The sequence below is a fragment of the Arthrobacter sp. 01N442 genome, assembly GCF_056399345.1.
The window spans coordinates 499,091-514,786 of record NZ_JBFTRD010000004.1 but is presented as its reverse complement, the minus strand read 5'-3'; the positions used below and the strand labels follow the sequence as shown (position 1 = coordinate 514,786).

The following is a 15,696-nucleotide window of genomic DNA, read 5'->3' as shown; positions in this document are numbered from 1 at the left end:
CATGGCTAAGATCAAAAAGGGTGACCTCGTTCAGGTCATCACTGGCGCCAAGGCTGAGCGCGGCGGCGACCGTGGCAAGCAGGGCAAGGTTCTGCGCGTATTCCCGGAGACCAACCGCGTGTTGGTCGAAGGCATTAACCGCGTGACCAAGCACACCAAGGTCGGTCAGTCGCAGCGCGGCACCAAGACCGGTGGCATCGAGGTCGTTGAGGCTTCGATCCACATCTCCAACGTGGCTCTGGTTGACCCGTCCACCAAGAAGCCCACCCGCGTCGGTTTCCGCACCGAGACCGTTGAGCGCGATGGCGTGAAGCGTGAAGTGCGTGTCCGCGTGGCCAAGAGCTCAGGGAAGGACATCTAATGACTGAGACTCTCGAGACTCCGGCAAGCAAGATCGTTCCTCGTCTGAAGACCAAGTACGCGGATTCCATCAAGAGCTCGCTCGTTGAGGAATTCAAGTACGAGAACGTCAACCAGGTTCCCCGTCTGGTAAAGGTCGTTGTGAACATGGGTGTTGGAGATGCCGCTAAGGACTCCAAGCTGATCGACGGCGCTGTCCGCGATCTGACCCTGATCACCGGCCAGAAGCCGCAGGTAACCAAGGCCCGCAAGTCGATCGCACAGTTCAAGCTGCGCGAAGGCATGCCGATCGGTGCGCACGCAACTCTGCGTGGCGACCGTATGTGGGAATTCCTGGACCGTCTGGTCACGCTGGCACTGCCGCGTATCCGCGACTTCCGGGGCCTCAGCGGCAAGCAGTTCGACGGCAACGGCAACTACACCTTCGGTCTGACCGAGCAGGTTATGTTCCACGAGATCGACCAGGATTCCATCGACCGCGTTCGCGGTATGGACATCACCGTCGTGACCACTGCCAAGACCGACGACGAAGGCCGCGCGCTGCTCAAGGCGCTTGGCTTCCCGTTCAAGACCGAAGATTAATCTAGCTACGTAAAAGGTCCGGCTGCCTGGCTCTATTTCCAGGACAGCGGAAACCGTTATGAGGAAGGGCAAGAGCCCACATGACTATGACAGATCCTGTCGCAGATATGCTTACGCGTCTGCGCAATGCAAACTCGGCATACCACGATTCCGTGTCTATGCCTTACAGCAAGCTCAAGGCACGCGTTGCTGACATCCTGAAGGCAGAAGGCTTCATCGCCTCCTGGAAGGAAGAAGACGCGGAGGTTGGCAAGAAGCTGACCCTCGAGCTCAAGTTCGGTCCGAACCGCGAGCGTTCCATCGCTGGTGTTCGTCGTATTTCCAAGCCGGGACTGCGCGTTTACGCAAAGTCCACCAACCTGCCGCACGTGCTCGGTGGCCTGGGTATCGCAATCCTGTCCACCTCTTCCGGCCTCTTGACTGACAAGCAGGCCGGCAAGAAGGGCGTGGGCGGCGAAGTCCTCGCTTACGTCTGGTAACGGGAAAGGAAGAGAATAATGTCACGTATTGGACGTCTCCCCATCACCGTTCCTGCCGGCGTTGAGGTCAAGGTTGACGGCTCTGTCGTCAGCGTCAAGGGTTCCAAGGGCGAGCTGAGCCACACTGTGGCCAGCCCGATCGAGGTCACCCTGGAAGATGGCACCCTGACTGTCGCCCGCCCGAACGACGAGCGCGCCTCCCGTTCGCTGCACGGCCTGACCCGCACCCTGATCGCCAACATGATCCAGGGCGTTACCGCAGGCTACGAGAAGAAGCTTGAGATTGTCGGTACCGGTTACCGCGTCCAGGCCAAGGGTTCTGACCTGGAGTTCGCTCTGGGCTACAGCCACCCGGTTAGCGTCTCGGCTCCGAACGGCATCACCTTTGCAGTTGAGACCCCGACCAAGCTCTCTGTTTCAGGTATCTCCAAGCAGCAGGTCGGCGAGGTTGCTGCCAACATTCGCAAGCTGCGGAAGCCGGACCCCTACAAGGGCAAGGGCATCCGCTACGCCGGCGAAGTCATCCGCCGCAAGGTCGGAAAGGCTGGTAAGTAACCATGGCCATCGCAATTAACAAGAAGCGTACGAACAAGAGCAAGTCTGCCCAGCGCAGCCGCCGCCAGCTTCGTATCCGCAAGCGCATCTCCGGTACGGCTGTACGTCCGCGTCTGGTCGTCAACCGTTCCGCACGCCACGTATTCGTCCAGGTTGTCGATGACACCAAGGGCCTGACCGTAGCGAGCGCGTCCACTTTGGAAGCCGACCTTCGTGCATTCGACGGTGACAAGACCGCCAAGGCCAAGCGCGTTGGCGAGCTCGTTGCCGAGCGTGCCAAGGCTGCCGGTATCGAAGCTGTTGTCTTCGACCGCGGTGGTAACAAGTACCACGGCCGGATCGCCGCCGTCGCTGACGGCGCACGTGAAGGTGGGCTGGCACTGTGACCGAAAATAACGAAAAGGACATTCAGGTGACTGAAGCTGTAGCTGCTCCGGCAACTGAGACCGCTGCGCCTGCTACCACCGACGACCGCCGTGGTGGCGCCCGTCGTGGCGAGCGTGGCGACCGCGGCCAGGGCCGTGGCGACCGTGGTGGCCGTGGTGGCCGCGACGGCGGCCGCGAAGCCGAGAAGAGCCAGTTCGTAGAGCGCGTCGTAACCATCAACCGTGTTTCCAAGGTCGTCAAGGGTGGTCGTCGCTTCAGCTTCACCGCCCTCGTCGTCGTCGGTGACGGCAACGGTATGGTCGGCGTCGGCTACGGCAAGGCTAAGGAAGTTCCCGCCGCCATCGCGAAGGGCGTTGAAGAGGCCAAGAAGTCCTTCTTCCGCGTTCCCCGCATCGGCAGCACCATCCCGCACCGTGTGCAGGGCGAAGCCGCTGCAGGCGTCGTCATGCTGCGTCCGGCTTCCGCCGGTACCGGTGTTATCGCCGGCGGTCCGGTCCGTGCCGTACTGGAGTGCGTGGGCATCCACGACATCCTCTCCAAGTCGCTCGGTTCCTCCAACGCCATCAACATCGTTCACGCGACCGTTGATGCCCTGAAGCGCCTCGAAGAGCCGGCAGCAGTGGCAGCACGCCGCGGCCTCCCGCTCGACGAGATCGCTCCGCCGGCAATGGTGAAGGCTCTCCTGAACCAGAAGGCAGGTGTCTGAGTCATGGCTAAGAACCTGATTCCCTCCGACGCTCAGTTGGAGATCACTCAGATCAAGTCCGCCATTGGCGGCAAGCAGAACCAGCGCGACACCCTTCGGTCCCTCGGCCTGAAGCGGATCGGACACACCGTTGTCCGCACCGCCGACGCCGTGACCGTCGGGATGCTCAACACGGTTCCGCACCTGGTAAAGGTAGAGGAGGCGAAGTAAATGGCAGAGAAGAACACCGCCGAGAAGGCACAGGGCGCCGCTGCTGAGAAGCAGAACGCACTGAAGGTTCACCACCTGCGTCCCGCCCCGGGTGCCAAGACCGCCAAGACCCGCGTTGGTCGTGGTGAAGGTTCCAAGGGTAAGACCGCTGGTCGCGGTACCAAGGGTACGAAGGCCCGCTACCAGATCAAGGCTGGCTTTGCCGGCGGCCAGCTGCCGCTGCACATGCGCCTGCCGAAGCTGCGCGGCTTCAAGAACCCGTTCCGGGTTGAGTACCAGGTTGTAAACCTGGACAAGCTCAACGAGCTGTTCCCGGAAGGTGGCGACGTCACCGTGGAGAACCTGGTTGCTAAGGGCGCCGTTCGCAAGAACCAGCCCGTCAAGGTGCTTGGCACCGGCGACATCACCGTCAAGGTGAACGTCACCGTCCACGCATTCTCGGCCAGCGCCGCAGAAAAGATCGAAGCAGCAGGCGGCAGCACCACCGCCCTCTAACGAGGCGGCGGGGCAGTAGCCCGTTGTAGAAACTCCCGGCACCGTGGGGCTCAGGCCCCCGGTGCCGGGAGTTTTTTCCATTTCACGGCCCCGCCGATTGTTCGCCGGGCGCATCCACCCGTTAGACTCGGTTGTTGGGTTTATTTGACCTATCTCACACGACTTTACTTATTACTCAGGAGGACGCTTGCTTAGCGCATTTGGCCGGGCCTTTCGCACGCCTGATCTGCGACGCAAGTTGTTGTTCACGCTGGGAATCATCACAATCTTCCGCTTGGGTGCCTTCATCCCCTCGCCTGGTGTGAGCTACCAGAATGTCCAGCAATGCTTGCAGAACGGTCAGACCTCGGGCGGGATCTACCAGCTCGTCAACCTGTTCAGCGGCGGTGCATTGCTGCAGGTCTCGATCTTCGCGCTCGGGATCATGCCGTACATCACGGCCAGCATCATCGTCCAGCTGCTCCGCGTGGTCATTCCCCGGTTCCAGCAGCTCTACGAAGAGGGCGCTTCGGGCCAGTCCAAGCTGACCCAGTACACCCGGTACCTGACGATCGCGCTGGGCCTCCTGAACGCCACGACGCTGGTCTCCCTGGCACGCTCCGGCCAGCTGCTGCCGAACTGCCAGCTGCCGATCATCCCGGATTCAAGCATCATCACCACGATCCTGATCATCATCACGCTGACGGCCGGCACCGGCCTGATCATGTGGATGGGCGAGCTCGTGACGGAGAAGGGCGTGGGCAACGGCATGTCGCTGCTCATCTTCACTTCCATCGCCGCCGGCTTCCCGACCTCCCTCGGCGCGATCTGGAAGGCGCAGGGCCCGGGCACCTTCTTCATGGTGCTCGTCATCGGCCTGCTGACCGTCGCCCTGGTGGTCTTCGTTGAGCAGTCCCAGCGCCGCATCCCGGTGCAGTACGCCAAGCGCATGATCGGCCGCCGCACCGTCGGCGGGACGAGCACCTACATCCCCATCAAGGTGAACATGGCCGGCGTCGTTCCCGTCATCTTCGCTTCCTCGATGCTGTACCTGCCGGGCCTGATCTCCCAGTTCAACCGGCCTGCGCCGGGCGAGCCCGTCGCGCCGTGGGTTGAGTGGATCAACAACAACCTGACCCGCGGTGACCACCCCATCTACATGGCCCTGTACTTCGCCATGATTGTGTTCTTCACTTACTTCTATGTTGCGATCACTTTCAACCCTGAGGAAGTTTCTGACAACATGAAGAAGTACGGCGGCTTCATTCCGGGTATCCGTGCCGGCAAGCCGACCGCGGATTACCTGCAGTATGTGCTTTCCAGGATCACCCTGCCCGGCGCGATCTACCTGGGCTTTGTGGCCCTGATCCCGCTGATTGCCTTGGTCCTGATCAATGCCAACCAGAACTTCCCGTTCGGTGGCACCTCGATCCTGATCATGGTGGGCGTAGGTTTGGAGACCGTCAAGCAGATTGATGCTCAGCTACAGCAGCGTCACTACGAAGGGCTTTTGCGATGACGAGAATGTTGATTATCGGACCTCCCGGTTCCGGCAAGGGAACGCAGGCGGAGCGTATTTCGGAGCGCCTCGGCGTCGTTGCGATCTCCACCGGCGATATCTTCCGGGCCAACGTCAAGGGTGAGACGCCGCTCGGCATTGAAGCCAAGAAGTACATGGACGCGGGCGACTTCGTTCCTGACAGCGTCACCAACAAGATGGTCCGGGACCGCCTCACGGAAGACGACGTCGAAGCCGGCTTCCTGCTGGACGGCTACCCGCGCACCACGGCGCAGGTGGACTACCTCGACGCGATCCTCGCCGACGGCGACCAGAAGCTCGACGTCGTCCTGCAGCTCACGGCCGATGACGAGGAACTCGTCACCCGCCTGCTGGGCCGCGCCAAGGACACCGGACGCAGCGACGACAACGAAGCCGTGATCCGCCACCGCCTGGACCTCTACCACGGCCAGACCGAGGCCGTCGTGGCCAAGTATGCCGACCGCGGCATCCTCACCCAGGTCGACGGCATCGGCGGCATCGACGAGGTCACTGACCGCGTCATGCAGGCCATCAAAGCGGCCCAGTCCGCCTGATCCGGGCCCGTGACTATCGAGGCTCCTCCCGCACTGCCGGGAGGAGCCTCAGCCATTTCTCCGCAATCCCCACGCCGGGCGGAGCGGCACCACCGAAAGGACGCTGAGGATGGCATTCGGCCAGACCCGCATTGAATACAAGACCAACGCCCAGATGCGGACCATGCACGAAGCCGGGCTCGTCCTCAGCCGTGCGCTGGACGCCGCTGTGGCCGCCGCGGTCCCCGGGGTCACCACGCGGGACCTCGACGCCGTGTTTGCCGGCGTGCTCCAGGAGGCAGGGGCGAAATCCAACTTCCTCGGCTACCACGGCTTCCCGGCGACCATTTGCACCTCGGTCAATGAGGAAGTGGTGCACGGCATCCCGGGCGACCGTGTGCTCAAGGACGGGGACATCATTTCGATCGACGGCGGCGCGATCGTGGACGGCTGGCACTCCGACTCGGCGCGGACCGTCATCGTGGGGACGGCCGACCCGGAGGACCAGCGGCTCTCCGACGTCACCGAGGCGGCCATGTGGCATGGCATAGCGGCGCTGGCCACCGGCAAGTTCGTCGGTGACATCGGCAACGCGGTGGATGACTACGTGTCTTCGGTGCCGGGCAAGCCGCTTGGCATCCTGGAGGATTACGTGGGCCACGGCATCGGCTCCGAGATGCACATGGCCCCGGATGTGCTGAACTACCGGACGAGCCACCGCGGGCCCAAGATCCGTCCCGGGCTTTGCCTGGCGATCGAACCCATGCTGGTCCGCGGCAGCATTGAAACCGCTACCCTCGACGACGACTGGACCGTGGTGACCACCGACGGGAAGCGTTCCTGCCAGTGGGAGCACTCCGTGGCGGTGCACGAGAAGGGGATCTGGGTGCTCTCCGCGCCCGACGGGGGAGCCGCGAAGCTGGCGCCCCTCGGCGTCGTGCCTGTCCCGATCCCGTAGCCGGCCAGCGGGGAACAGCGGGGAACAGCGGCGTGCCTCAGCGGCCGTTAAACGACGAATCCCTGGCAATGCTGGACTACCAGCGTCGCCAGGGATTCGTCGCATTCTCAGGCAGGGGGCACGGCGTCAGCTCTTCAGCTTCGGCTTCACGTCCTTGGTGTAAATGCCCTCAAGGGTGGTCTTGAGCTCGGTCATGGTCGCCTTGACGTCGCCCTGCTGGGTGAGGATCTTCGCGGCGGCCTTGGCCATCTCCTGATCCGCGCCCGGCAGGAACACCCGGGCGTTGTCCTGCACGTGCGTGACCGCGAGCTGGTCGATGGCCGTCTTGATCTGCGGCGTCTTGGCGAGCACCGCGGTCATGTCGGCCGAGGTCCGGGTGGGCATGTAGCCGGTGGCGGCCGAGAATGCAGCGGTGTTCTCAGGCTCGGTCATGAACTTCAGGAAGGTCGCGGCAGCGAGCTGGACCTCCTTGCTGACACCGCTGGGGATGCCGAGCCCGGCGCCGCCGGTGGGGCACACACCGGTTTCCTTCTTCGGACCGCCCGGCAGGAAGCCGACGCCGACGTTGAACTTGGCCGAATTCAGCACGCCCAGCAGGGAACCGGTGGAAGCGATCGTGGCGGAGGTGATGCCTGCCGCGAAGTCGTCCGCAGCTTCCTTGGAGGAAACACCGGCCCACTTGTCCTTGTAGATCGAGTCCTGGGCCCACTGCAGCGCCTCCACCGACTCGGCGGAATCACAGTTGATGGTCCACCCGTTCGACCAGCTGCCGCCCCAGCCCCAGAGGTTGTTCTGCAGGGTCCAGCCGGCGTATCCGGCCAGCGCCGGGTAGATGTAGGCGTACTGGGCGCCGGAGCTGGCCTTGAGCTTCGGGGCCCACTCGGCGAACTCCTGCCAGGTCTTGGGTGCCCGGTCCGGCAGACCGGCGGCCTTGAAGTGGTCCTTGTTGTAGTAGAACAGCGGCGTGGAGCGGCCGTAGGGGAGGGCCCACTGCTTGTCGGCGTACTGGTAATCCGCGACGAGCGACTTCTGGAAATCGTCAACCTTGATATCCAGCTGCTTGATCAAGCTGTTGAGCGGGATGATGTTGCCGTTGGTGTAGTACCGGAACCACCAGACGTCCGAGAGCACCACGAGGCCGGGCAGGGCGGACTTGGCCGCCTGCGAGGTCTGGAACTTCTGTGCGATCTCCTCGTAATTGGCGCCCGCGGTGATCAGGTTGACCCTGATCTCCGGGAACTTGGCCTGGAACTTCTCGATAATCGCTTTTTCCACGTCCTGGGACTTGCCCGGGTGGTTGGTCCAGAAGTCGATGGATGAGGCAGGCTTCACGCCGCTGAAATCGATGTCCGCCGCGCCGGAAGCTCCGGTGCCGCCACTCGTGGACGGGCCGCCGCAGGCCGACAGGGCTGCTGCTCCTGCGCCCGCGCCGGCCAGGCCAAGGAAGTGTCTGCGGCCGAGATTGATTGCCATGGTGGATCCTCTCAAAAGGGTTGACTCGTTGTGATGATGGGTTGTTTCGGGGGAGGGAGGTCGGGTCACCCGGTCACGCTGCCCTGGGTGAGTCCGGCCACGATGTAGCGCTGCAGGGCCGCGAAAACCAGCAGGATCGGTACGATCACCAGCACGGCGCCGGCCATCAGGATGCCCCAGCCGGAGCCGTTGCCTTCCGAGTTCTGCAGCAGGGTCAGGCCCACCGGGAGCGTCATGGTTTCCGGGCGGTCGGTGATGATGAGCGGCCAGATGTAGTCGTTCCATTCGCTCACCACGGTGACCAGGGCAACCGTCGCGATGGAGGGACCGGAGACCGGGACGACGACCTGCCAGAGCCGGCGCCAGTGGCCCGCTCCGTCGATCTCGGCAGCTTCCAGGATGGAGCCGGGCAGCGTCATGAAGTGCTGGCGCAGCAGGAACGTGCCGAACGCGGTCCCCAGCCCGGGCAGGATGATTCCCCACAGGGTGTTCTTTCCGCCCATGCCCGCAATCAGGATGTAGTTGGGCAGGATGGACACCTGCGGCGGCACCATGAGGGCGACCAGGATGACGATGAAGATGACGTTCTTGAACGGGAAGCGGACGAAGACCAGGGCGTAGGCCGTCAGGATAGCCAGGATCACCTTGACGGTGGATCCCACCGTGGTGACGATCAGGCTGTTCACGAAGAACTGCGCGAACGGCACCGTCGTCATCGCGACGTGGTAGTTGTCCAGGTTCACGCTCTCCGGGAGGATCTTGAGGTCCGTTGTGACGATCTCCCCGGGCTGCTTGAAGGAGCTCAGCACCATCCAGAACAGCGGCAAGACCACCACGAGGGTGGCGAGGATGAGCGGGAGGTAGCCCGTGGCGATGGTCTGGGCCAGGTTGGCGCGGGAAAACGGCCGTGGGCGCTGCTGCGGATCCTCGGGGCGCTGAACTGGCCCGGTGCTGGCAGCGGGGTCGGGGTTCACGGGAGAGAGTGTGCTCACGAGTAGTGCACCTTCCGTTCTACGAACCGCACCTGCAGCACGGTGATGACCAGGAGGATGGCGAAGAGGACCACGGAGATGGAGGCCGAGTAGCCGGCCCGGTTGAAGGCGCCGAACGCCTGCAGGTAGGCCTCGTAGATCAGGGTGGACGTGCCGTTGCCGAGCGGGGTCATGATCCGGATCAGGTCGAAGGCCTGCAGGGAACTGAGCATCGTGGTGATCAGCAGGAAGAACGTGGTGGGGGAGAGCAGCGGGACCGACATGCTGATGAAGCGGCGGAACCCGTTGGCGCCGTCCAGCGATGCGGCTTCCATGACGTCCTTCGGGAGCGACTGGAGGCCGGCGAGGTAGACGACGGCGCAGTAGCCGAGGTTCTTCCAGATGTAGACGGTGATCACCATGACCAGGGACAGCTGCGGATCGTTGATCCACTGCGGGCTCTGCTGCCCGATGCCGCGGAGCAGCCAGGACAGCACCCCGTAGCCGGGGTCGAAGATGAACAGCCAGACCAAGCCGACGCCGACGCCGCTGAGCACGTAGGGGGCGAAGACGGCGGATCGCGCGAAGGTGGTGCCCCGGACCTTCGAGTTCAGGGCGAGTGCCACCAGCAGCCCGAGCACCATGGAGCCGCCGACCGTGATGACGGTGAAGATGGCCGTGGTGCCCAACACCTTGGGGGCGTCGGCGCTGGTGAAGAAGTTGATGTAGTTGTCCAGGCCGACGACCGTCGCGGAGGCGGAGCCCAGCGTCCAGTCCAGCGTGGAGTAGTAGATGTTGTTGATGAGCGGGAGGTAGGTGAACACCGCTATCAGTGCCAGGTTCGGCAGGGCCAGCGCCAGGAACACAATGAAGTCCCTGCGGGTCCGGGCGGACCAGCGTCCCCGGCGCTGATCCCGTGTGACGGCCCCGGCGGTAGTCGCCGGACTGTCAGTCAATTGTCTAGTCATAGGGGTCTCTAACGGATCCGGGCCTGCCGAGGGCAGGCAGTTGGGCGGGGGGATCAAGAACACTTCACCACACACTGGATGGGCGGAACCCCGCACAAGGCCTTGTCAGAGCATTGTTATGTCAGGCTTCCTTGCCCGTTTACCTCTTGTTGGTTGCAGTATTCCATAACGTTCGTTTGCCAGCCGGGAGATCGCCGCGCCTGATGTCCCGGCAGTGAGGCGCACAATGGAGCCATGACTGCGATTACGGATGTTCCCGGGATCCGAGTGGGTCACGCCTCCCGGACCGGTGAGGGCTGGCTGAGCGGCGTCACGGTGGTCCTGCCACCGCCAGGCACGGCCGGTTCGGTGGACGTCCGGGGCGGCGGCCCCGGTACGCACGAGACCGACGCGCTCGACCCCACCACCCTGAGCACCGCGGTCGATGCCGTGGTCCTGACCGGCGGCAGCGCTTTCGGGCTGGCGGCCGCCCACGGGGCCCAGCGCTGGTGCGAAGAACAGGGGAGGGGCTTCGCGGTAAACGGCGGGGTGGTGCCGATCGTGCCCGCGGCCGCCATCTTCGACCTGGGCCGCGGCGGTGACTTCGGCGCCCGCCCCGACGCCGCGATGGGTTATGCAGCCACGGCCGACGCCGCTTCCCGCCAGGAGGGGCACGACGTCGACCGCGGCAACACCGGAGCCGGCACCGGAGCCCTGATCGGCCGGGGCACGTATAAAGGGGGAGTGGGAACCGCCTCCATCACCCTGGAGAACATCTCCCCGGACGGCCCGGTAGTCGTCGGGGCCCTCGCCGTGGTGAACGCGCTCGGGTTACCTTTTGCGGCGGAAGCCGGCCACGGCCCAGCCGGAACCTCAGTGCCGCCCGCGCTCAACACCACCCTCGTCGTCGTCGCGACGAACGCCATCCTGGACAAGGCGGAGTGCAAGCGCACGGCCTCGGCCGCCCACGCGGGGCTGGCGCGGGCCCTGGACCCCAGTCACACCCTCGCCGACGGGGACACGGTCTTTTGCCTCGCGACCGGGGCGCTCCCGTTGGACCGCAGCAGCGGTGCCGCACGCCAGCTGAGCCTGATTACCCTGCAAAGCGCGGCAGCCGACGTCGTGCGGCTGGCCATCCTGGACGGGATCGCCGCGGCACTCGAGGTGGAGACTCCGGCGGGGCGCTTTCGTGCATACCGGGACCGAGTGCGCTAGCATGGCTGGATTTAACATTCGGCCCGCAATGCCGTAGTGTTGACTGTTGGTTGTCTGCCCTGTTGTGCCCTTTTGTGGCCAGGTGGCTGCAGGCAAGCTAGCAAAACAAGCAATTAAAATCGTCCGCAGTGATCGCCGGTGCAAGCCGGAGGGGCTGTGGCAACAACAGTTAGCGGAGGGTATGGCCAAGAAGGACGGGGTCATTGAGATCGAGGGCGTTGTGACCGAGGCGCTGCCTAACGCGATGTTTCGCGTTGAGCTCACCAACAAGCACATCGTTCTGGCGCACATCTCTGGAAAGATGCGCCAGCACTACATCAGGATTCTCCCTGAGGACCGGGTAGTGGTGGAGCTGAGCCCTTATGACCTGACACGTGGTCGTATCGTCTACCGCTACAAGTAAACACTGGGCGGCCTCGGCAACAGCTGAAGGCCGGACCAGCTGACCAACTGCAACACGCAAAGGAACGCCATGAAGGTCAAGCCGAGCGTCAAGCAGATCTGCGAAAAGTGCAAAGTGATCCGCCGTAATGGCCGGGTCATGGTGATCTGCGAGAACCCGCGCCACAAGCAGCGCCAGGGCTAATTTCCTTCACGGGAAACCCTGGGTTGCTAACCCACGCAAGTAAATAAAAGGCAGCACAAGCTGATCTGGGACACTGAGCAATAACGAGTCCGGACAGCTAACCCCCGGTCGGAGGCTGGGGCCGTACGGATTGTGCGGGTGTACTGCCTACGACCTCCGGTTTATTCAAGGAGCACTGCCACTATGGCTCGTCTCGCTGGCGTAGACATTCCCCGCGAAAAGCGGCTGGAAATTGCGCTTACTTACATCTACGGCGTGGGCAAGACCCGTGCACACGAAACCCTGACTGCCACGGGCATCAGCGCGGACGTTCGGGTCAAGGACCTGTCCGACGCCGAGCTCGTCCAGCTGCGTGACTACATTGAAGGCAACTACAAGGTTGAGGGTGACCTTCGCCGCGAGGTAGCCGCTGACATCCGCCGCAAGGTTGAAATCGGCAGCTACGAAGGCCTGCGTCACCGCAAGGGCCTGCCCGTACGCGGACAGCGTACGAAGACCAACGCCCGTACCCGCAAGGGTCCGAAGCGGACCGTCGCCGGCAAGAAGAAGACCCGCTAAATCCTCCGGGATCAGCTCGTCTTCCCCCAATAACTTTCTGTAGGAGAAATAATGCCCCCGAAGACTCGTGGCGCGGTTCGCAAGCCGCGTAAGAAGGACAAGAAGAATATCGCGCTGGGCCAGGCGCACATCAAGAGCACCTTTAACAACACCATCGTGTCCATCACGGACCCGAACGGTGCTGTCATCTCCTGGGCTTCGTCCGGTGAGGTTGGCTTCAAGGGCTCCCGCAAGTCCACCCCGTTCGCTGCCCAGATGGCCGCCGAAGCCGCCGCAAAGCGTGCACAGGAGCACGGCATGCGCAAGGTTGACGTGTTCGTCAAGGGACCGGGATCCGGACGCGAGACCGCAATCCGTTCGCTGCAGGCCGCTGGCCTCGAGGTTGGATCCATCCAGGATGTAACCCCCAGCGCGCACAACGGCTGCCGCCCGCCGAAGCGCCGCCGCGTCTAAGTCTTAGCCGGTGCTTGCCCGGACCCCCACGGGTCCGGGCAAGCCCAGCCGTGTTAAGTCATTAGACCGATCTTTCCACCACCTGTGTTGCGTCATATAGCGGATGCTCGCCGAAAGGAAACCTAAGTGCTCATTGCACAGCGCCCCACCCTCTCCGAAGAGGTCGTCTCCGATAACCGCTCCCGTTTCATCATTGAACCGCTGGAGCCGGGCTTCGGTTACACCCTCGGAAACTCCCTCCGCCGTACCCTGCTCTCCTCCATCCCCGGTGCCTCTGTAACGAGCATCCGGATCGATGGCGTGCTGCACGAGTTCACCACGGTTCCGGGTGTCAAGGAAGATGTCACCGAGATCATCCTGAACATCAAGAACCTGTCGGTTTCCTCCGAGCACGACGAGCCGGTTGTTGCTTACCTGCGCAAGCAGGGCCCGGGAGTCGTCACCGCCGCGGACATCGCTCCGCCGGCCGGCGTCGAATTCCACAACCCGGATCTGCACATTGCCACGCTGAACTCGAAGGGCAAGTTCGAGCTCGAACTGACCATCGAGCGCGGCCGCGGCTACGTTTCGGCAGCTCAGAACAAGTCCGGCGACTCCGAGATCGGCCGTATCCCGGTCGACTCGATCTACTCGCCGGTGCTGAAGGTTACTTTCCGCGTGGAAGCTACCCGTGTTGAGCAGCGCACCGACTTCGACAAGCTGATTGTCGACGTCGAGACCAAGCAGGCAATCGCCCCGCGCGACGCCGTTGCTTCGGCAGGCACCACCCTGGTGGAACTGTTCGGTCTGGCTCGCGAGCTGAACACCGCAGCTGAAGGTATCGAGATTGGCCCGTCGCCGACGGATGCTGCCCTGGCAGCAGACATGGCCCTGCCGATCGAGGATCTGGACCTCACCGTCCGTTCCTACAACTGCCTCAAGCGTGAGGGCATCCACACCGTGGGTGAACTCGTTGCCCGCTCCGAGGCTGACCTGATGGACATCCGTAACTTCGGTGCGAAGTCCATCGATGAGGTCAAGGCGAAGCTTGTTGAACTGGGTCTGTCCCTCAAGGACTCCCCTCCCGGTTTCGATCTCGCAGCCCGCGCCGCAGCCATCGAAGAGGACGACGCCGCTTTCAGCGACGACGAGCTCTAAAACAGATCTTGGCCAGCAGGCTGGACGCACCGCAGCGTGCACAGCCCGCCGGCTTCCATATGAGGAGAAATAGTTATGCCTACCCCCACTAAGGGTCCGCGCCTCGGAGGCGGCCCGGCTCACGAGCGTCTCATGCTCGCGAACCTGGCAGCTTCACTGTTCGAGCACAAGCGGATCACCACCACGGTGACCAAGGCCAAGCGACTGCAGCCCTACGCAGAGCGCCTGGTGACCTTCGCCAAGCGTGGCGACCTGGCTTCCCGCCGTCGTGTGCTCGGCCTGATCAGCAACAAGGGCGTCGTCCACGAGCTGTTCACCGACATTGCACAGGCAGTGGAGAACCGCGATGGTGGCTACACCCGCATCACCAAGATCGGCAACCGTAAGGGCGACAACGCTCCCATGGCTGTCATCGAACTGGTCCTCGAGCCGGTTTCCGCCAAGCAGGCCGTGGTAGCCGAGGCTACTTCCGCTGCCAAGCGCGACGCCGACAAGGCCGAGGCCGCTCCGGTTGCCGAGACCGAAGCTGCGGAGACCGAAGAGGCCCCCGAGGCTGAGGTTGCAGAGACCGAAGCTGCAGAGACCGAAGAGGCTCCGGCCGCTGAGGAAGCTGCTGCCGAGTCCGAGAAGGACGCGAAGTAATTCGCTAAGGCCTTCTTATAGACTTAAGTCTATGAATGAGCTCAAACCCGCTGCCCCCGTTATGGGGGGCGGCGGGTTTTTGCGTATCCGGCTGGATCTGTCGTACGACGGCCGCCCCTTCAGCGGCTGGGCGCTGCAGCCTGGCCGCCGCACCGTGCAGGGCGTCCTGGAGGAAGCCCTCGCCCTGCTGATCCGACGACCCGTCCGCGTGACCGTGGCCGGGCGCACCGACGCCGGCGTGCACGCACGGGGGCAGGTGGTCCACCTCGACCTGAGCGAGGCGGAATGGCGGGGACTGAACCGAGGGGCCGAGCTTGACCCCTCGGCGGCGCTGCTCCGGCGGCTCCGCGGTGCCCTGAGCCGGGGGCTGGGTGAGCTCAGCGGCGCAATTGAGGTGCACCGCGCTGCCCTGGCCCCGGAAGGCTTCGACGCGCGCTTCTCCGCGCTCTGGCGGCGCTACAGCTACCGGATCGCTGACGGGCCGGCGCTGTGGGACCCGCTCGGCCGGTATACGACGCTCTGGCACAAGGAACGGCTCGACACCGCGTTGCTCAACGAAGGGGCCGCCCAACTGCTGGGACTGCAGGACTTCCGGTCCTACTGCAAGCCCCGCGAAGGCTCCACGACCATCCGGGAATTGCAGCGTTTCGAGTTCACCCGCGGCGCGGACGGCGTCATCGTCGCCACCGTGCAGGCGGACGCCTTCTGCCACAACATGGTTCGCTCGCTTGTGGGGTCGGCGCTCTACGTCGGAACCGGCGTCGAACAGCCCGGGTGGCTGTACGAACGCCTGATCGCCCGGCAGCGGGATGCGCGCTCCGTCCTCGCCGCCCCGCATCCACTGGTACTCGAAGAGGTGGCGTACCCCTCAGCGAGCGGACTGCTGGCCCGGGCCGAACTGACGCGGGCCAGGCGCGAGTAGCCCGGCCG

General features: G+C 63.8%; 22 protein-coding genes. 19 read left to right on the top strand and 3 right to left on the bottom strand.

All coding sequences use genetic code 11. From position 1 onward, the window contains the following. The first annotated feature begins 1 nt into the window (after position 1). The 11 genes from rplX to map all read left to right on the top strand — a co-directional run bounded on the left by rplX (position 2) and on the right by map (position 6,784). Positions 2 to 361, top strand: a complete 360-nt coding sequence (rplX, locus tag AC1DNC_RS09800) for a 50S ribosomal protein L24 (RefSeq protein WP_066436866.1) — start codon at positions 2 to 4, stop codon at positions 359 to 361. Then, a complete protein-coding gene (gene rplE / locus AC1DNC_RS09795) occupies positions 361 to 942 on the top strand; it encodes a 50S ribosomal protein L5 (protein ID WP_056425240.1) in 582 nt (193 codons plus the stop codon). The genes rplX and rplE overlap by 1 nt, the downstream gene beginning before the upstream one ends. Positions 943 to 1,022: 80 nt before the next feature. Next, the gene (rpsH, locus tag AC1DNC_RS09790) at positions 1,023 to 1,421 is read left to right on the top strand and encodes a 30S ribosomal protein S8 (RefSeq protein WP_056737814.1); all 399 of its coding nucleotides are present in this window, start codon (positions 1,023 to 1,025) and stop codon (positions 1,419 to 1,421) included. Positions 1,422 to 1,439: 18 nt separating this feature from the next. After that, a complete protein-coding gene (gene rplF, locus AC1DNC_RS09785; protein WP_175321177.1) occupies positions 1,440 to 1,976 on the top strand; it encodes a 50S ribosomal protein L6 in 537 nt (178 codons plus the stop codon). Between the two features lie 2 nt (positions 1,977 to 1,978). After that, complete coding sequence (rplR, locus tag AC1DNC_RS09780; protein WP_018773674.1) at positions 1,979 to 2,362, top strand: 50S ribosomal protein L18; 384 nt, start codon at positions 1,979 to 1,981, stop codon at positions 2,360 to 2,362. Between the two features lie 26 nt (positions 2,363 to 2,388). Continuing rightward, positions 2,389 to 3,069 carry a 30S ribosomal protein S5 gene (gene rpsE / locus AC1DNC_RS09775; RefSeq protein WP_173403037.1) on the top strand — a complete coding sequence of 227 codons (681 nt, stop codon included), beginning with the start codon at positions 2,389 to 2,391 and terminating at the stop codon, positions 3,067 to 3,069. 3 nt (positions 3,070 to 3,072) lie between these two features. Further along, on the top strand, positions 3,073 to 3,279 hold the full coding sequence (gene rpmD, locus AC1DNC_RS09770; protein WP_056626615.1) for a 50S ribosomal protein L30: 207 nt from the start codon (positions 3,073 to 3,075) through the stop codon (positions 3,277 to 3,279). Next, positions 3,280 to 3,774, top strand: coding sequence for a 50S ribosomal protein L15 (gene rplO / locus AC1DNC_RS09765; RefSeq protein ID WP_476862363.1), 495 nt, complete (start codon positions 3,280 to 3,282; stop codon positions 3,772 to 3,774). A gap of 187 nt (positions 3,775 to 3,961) precedes the next feature. Continuing rightward, complete coding sequence (gene secY, locus AC1DNC_RS09760) at positions 3,962 to 5,272, top strand: preprotein translocase subunit SecY (protein ID WP_476862362.1); 1,311 nt, start codon at positions 3,962 to 3,964, stop codon at positions 5,270 to 5,272. 5 nt (positions 5,273 to 5,277) lie between these two features. Beyond that, positions 5,278 to 5,847 (top strand): adenylate kinase, encoded by a 570-nt coding sequence (locus AC1DNC_RS09755; RefSeq protein ID WP_476862361.1) that lies wholly within the window; start codon positions 5,278 to 5,280, stop codon positions 5,845 to 5,847. A gap of 109 nt (positions 5,848 to 5,956) precedes the next feature. After that, positions 5,957 to 6,784, top strand: coding sequence for a type I methionyl aminopeptidase (gene map / locus AC1DNC_RS09750; protein ID WP_476862360.1), 828 nt, complete (start codon positions 5,957 to 5,959; stop codon positions 6,782 to 6,784). A gap of 126 nt (positions 6,785 to 6,910) precedes the next feature. On the opposite strand, the gene AC1DNC_RS09745 is transcribed toward map, so the two are convergent. The 3 genes from AC1DNC_RS09745 to AC1DNC_RS09735 form a co-directional block, all read right to left on the bottom strand. Then, positions 6,911 to 8,257 carry an ABC transporter substrate-binding protein gene (locus AC1DNC_RS09745; RefSeq protein ID WP_476862359.1) on the bottom strand — a complete coding sequence of 449 codons (1,347 nt, stop codon included), beginning with the start codon at positions 8,255 to 8,257 and terminating at the stop codon, positions 6,911 to 6,913. A gap of 65 nt (positions 8,258 to 8,322) precedes the next feature. Beyond that, the gene (locus AC1DNC_RS09740) at positions 8,323 to 9,249 is read right to left on the bottom strand and encodes a carbohydrate ABC transporter permease (protein ID WP_476862358.1); all 927 of its coding nucleotides are present in this window, start codon (positions 9,247 to 9,249) and stop codon (positions 8,323 to 8,325) included. Beyond that, entirely contained in the window at positions 9,246 to 10,196 is a 951-nt protein-coding gene (locus AC1DNC_RS09735; RefSeq protein ID WP_476862357.1) for a carbohydrate ABC transporter permease, read from the bottom strand. The genes AC1DNC_RS09740 and AC1DNC_RS09735 overlap by 4 nt, the downstream gene beginning before the upstream one ends. Before the next feature lie 234 nt (positions 10,197 to 10,430). On the opposite strand from AC1DNC_RS09735, the gene AC1DNC_RS09730 reads away from it, so the two are divergent. From AC1DNC_RS09730 to AC1DNC_RS09695, 8 genes are all read left to right on the top strand, one after another. Next, positions 10,431 to 11,390: a P1 family peptidase gene (locus tag AC1DNC_RS09730; protein WP_476862356.1), complete on the top strand. Its 960-nt coding sequence runs from the start codon at positions 10,431 to 10,433 to the stop codon at positions 11,388 to 11,390. Between the two features lie 181 nt (positions 11,391 to 11,571). Then, positions 11,572 to 11,793, top strand: coding sequence for a translation initiation factor IF-1 (infA, locus tag AC1DNC_RS09725; protein ID WP_009358723.1), 222 nt, complete (start codon positions 11,572 to 11,574; stop codon positions 11,791 to 11,793). Positions 11,794 to 11,862: 69 nt separating this feature from the next. Then, entirely contained in the window at positions 11,863 to 11,976 is a 114-nt protein-coding gene (gene rpmJ / locus AC1DNC_RS09720; protein ID WP_009358722.1) for a 50S ribosomal protein L36, read from the top strand. Positions 11,977 to 12,159: 183 nt separating this feature from the next. Continuing rightward, complete coding sequence (rpsM, locus tag AC1DNC_RS09715; protein ID WP_476862355.1) at positions 12,160 to 12,534, top strand: 30S ribosomal protein S13; 375 nt, start codon at positions 12,160 to 12,162, stop codon at positions 12,532 to 12,534. A gap of 51 nt (positions 12,535 to 12,585) precedes the next feature. Further along, positions 12,586 to 12,987, top strand: coding sequence for a 30S ribosomal protein S11 (gene rpsK, locus AC1DNC_RS09710; RefSeq protein ID WP_018773682.1), 402 nt, complete (start codon positions 12,586 to 12,588; stop codon positions 12,985 to 12,987). 126 nt (positions 12,988 to 13,113) lie between these two features. Further along, entirely contained in the window at positions 13,114 to 14,124 is a 1,011-nt protein-coding gene (locus AC1DNC_RS09705; RefSeq protein WP_024366109.1) for a DNA-directed RNA polymerase subunit alpha, read from the top strand. Positions 14,125 to 14,199: 75 nt separating this feature from the next. Beyond that, positions 14,200 to 14,766 (top strand): 50S ribosomal protein L17, encoded by a 567-nt coding sequence (rplQ, locus tag AC1DNC_RS09700; RefSeq protein ID WP_476862354.1) that lies wholly within the window; start codon positions 14,200 to 14,202, stop codon positions 14,764 to 14,766. Between the two features lie 31 nt (positions 14,767 to 14,797). Beyond that, entirely contained in the window at positions 14,798 to 15,688 is an 891-nt protein-coding gene (locus tag AC1DNC_RS09695; protein WP_476862353.1) for a tRNA pseudouridine synthase A, read from the top strand. Positions 15,689 to 15,696 lie beyond the last annotated feature (8 nt).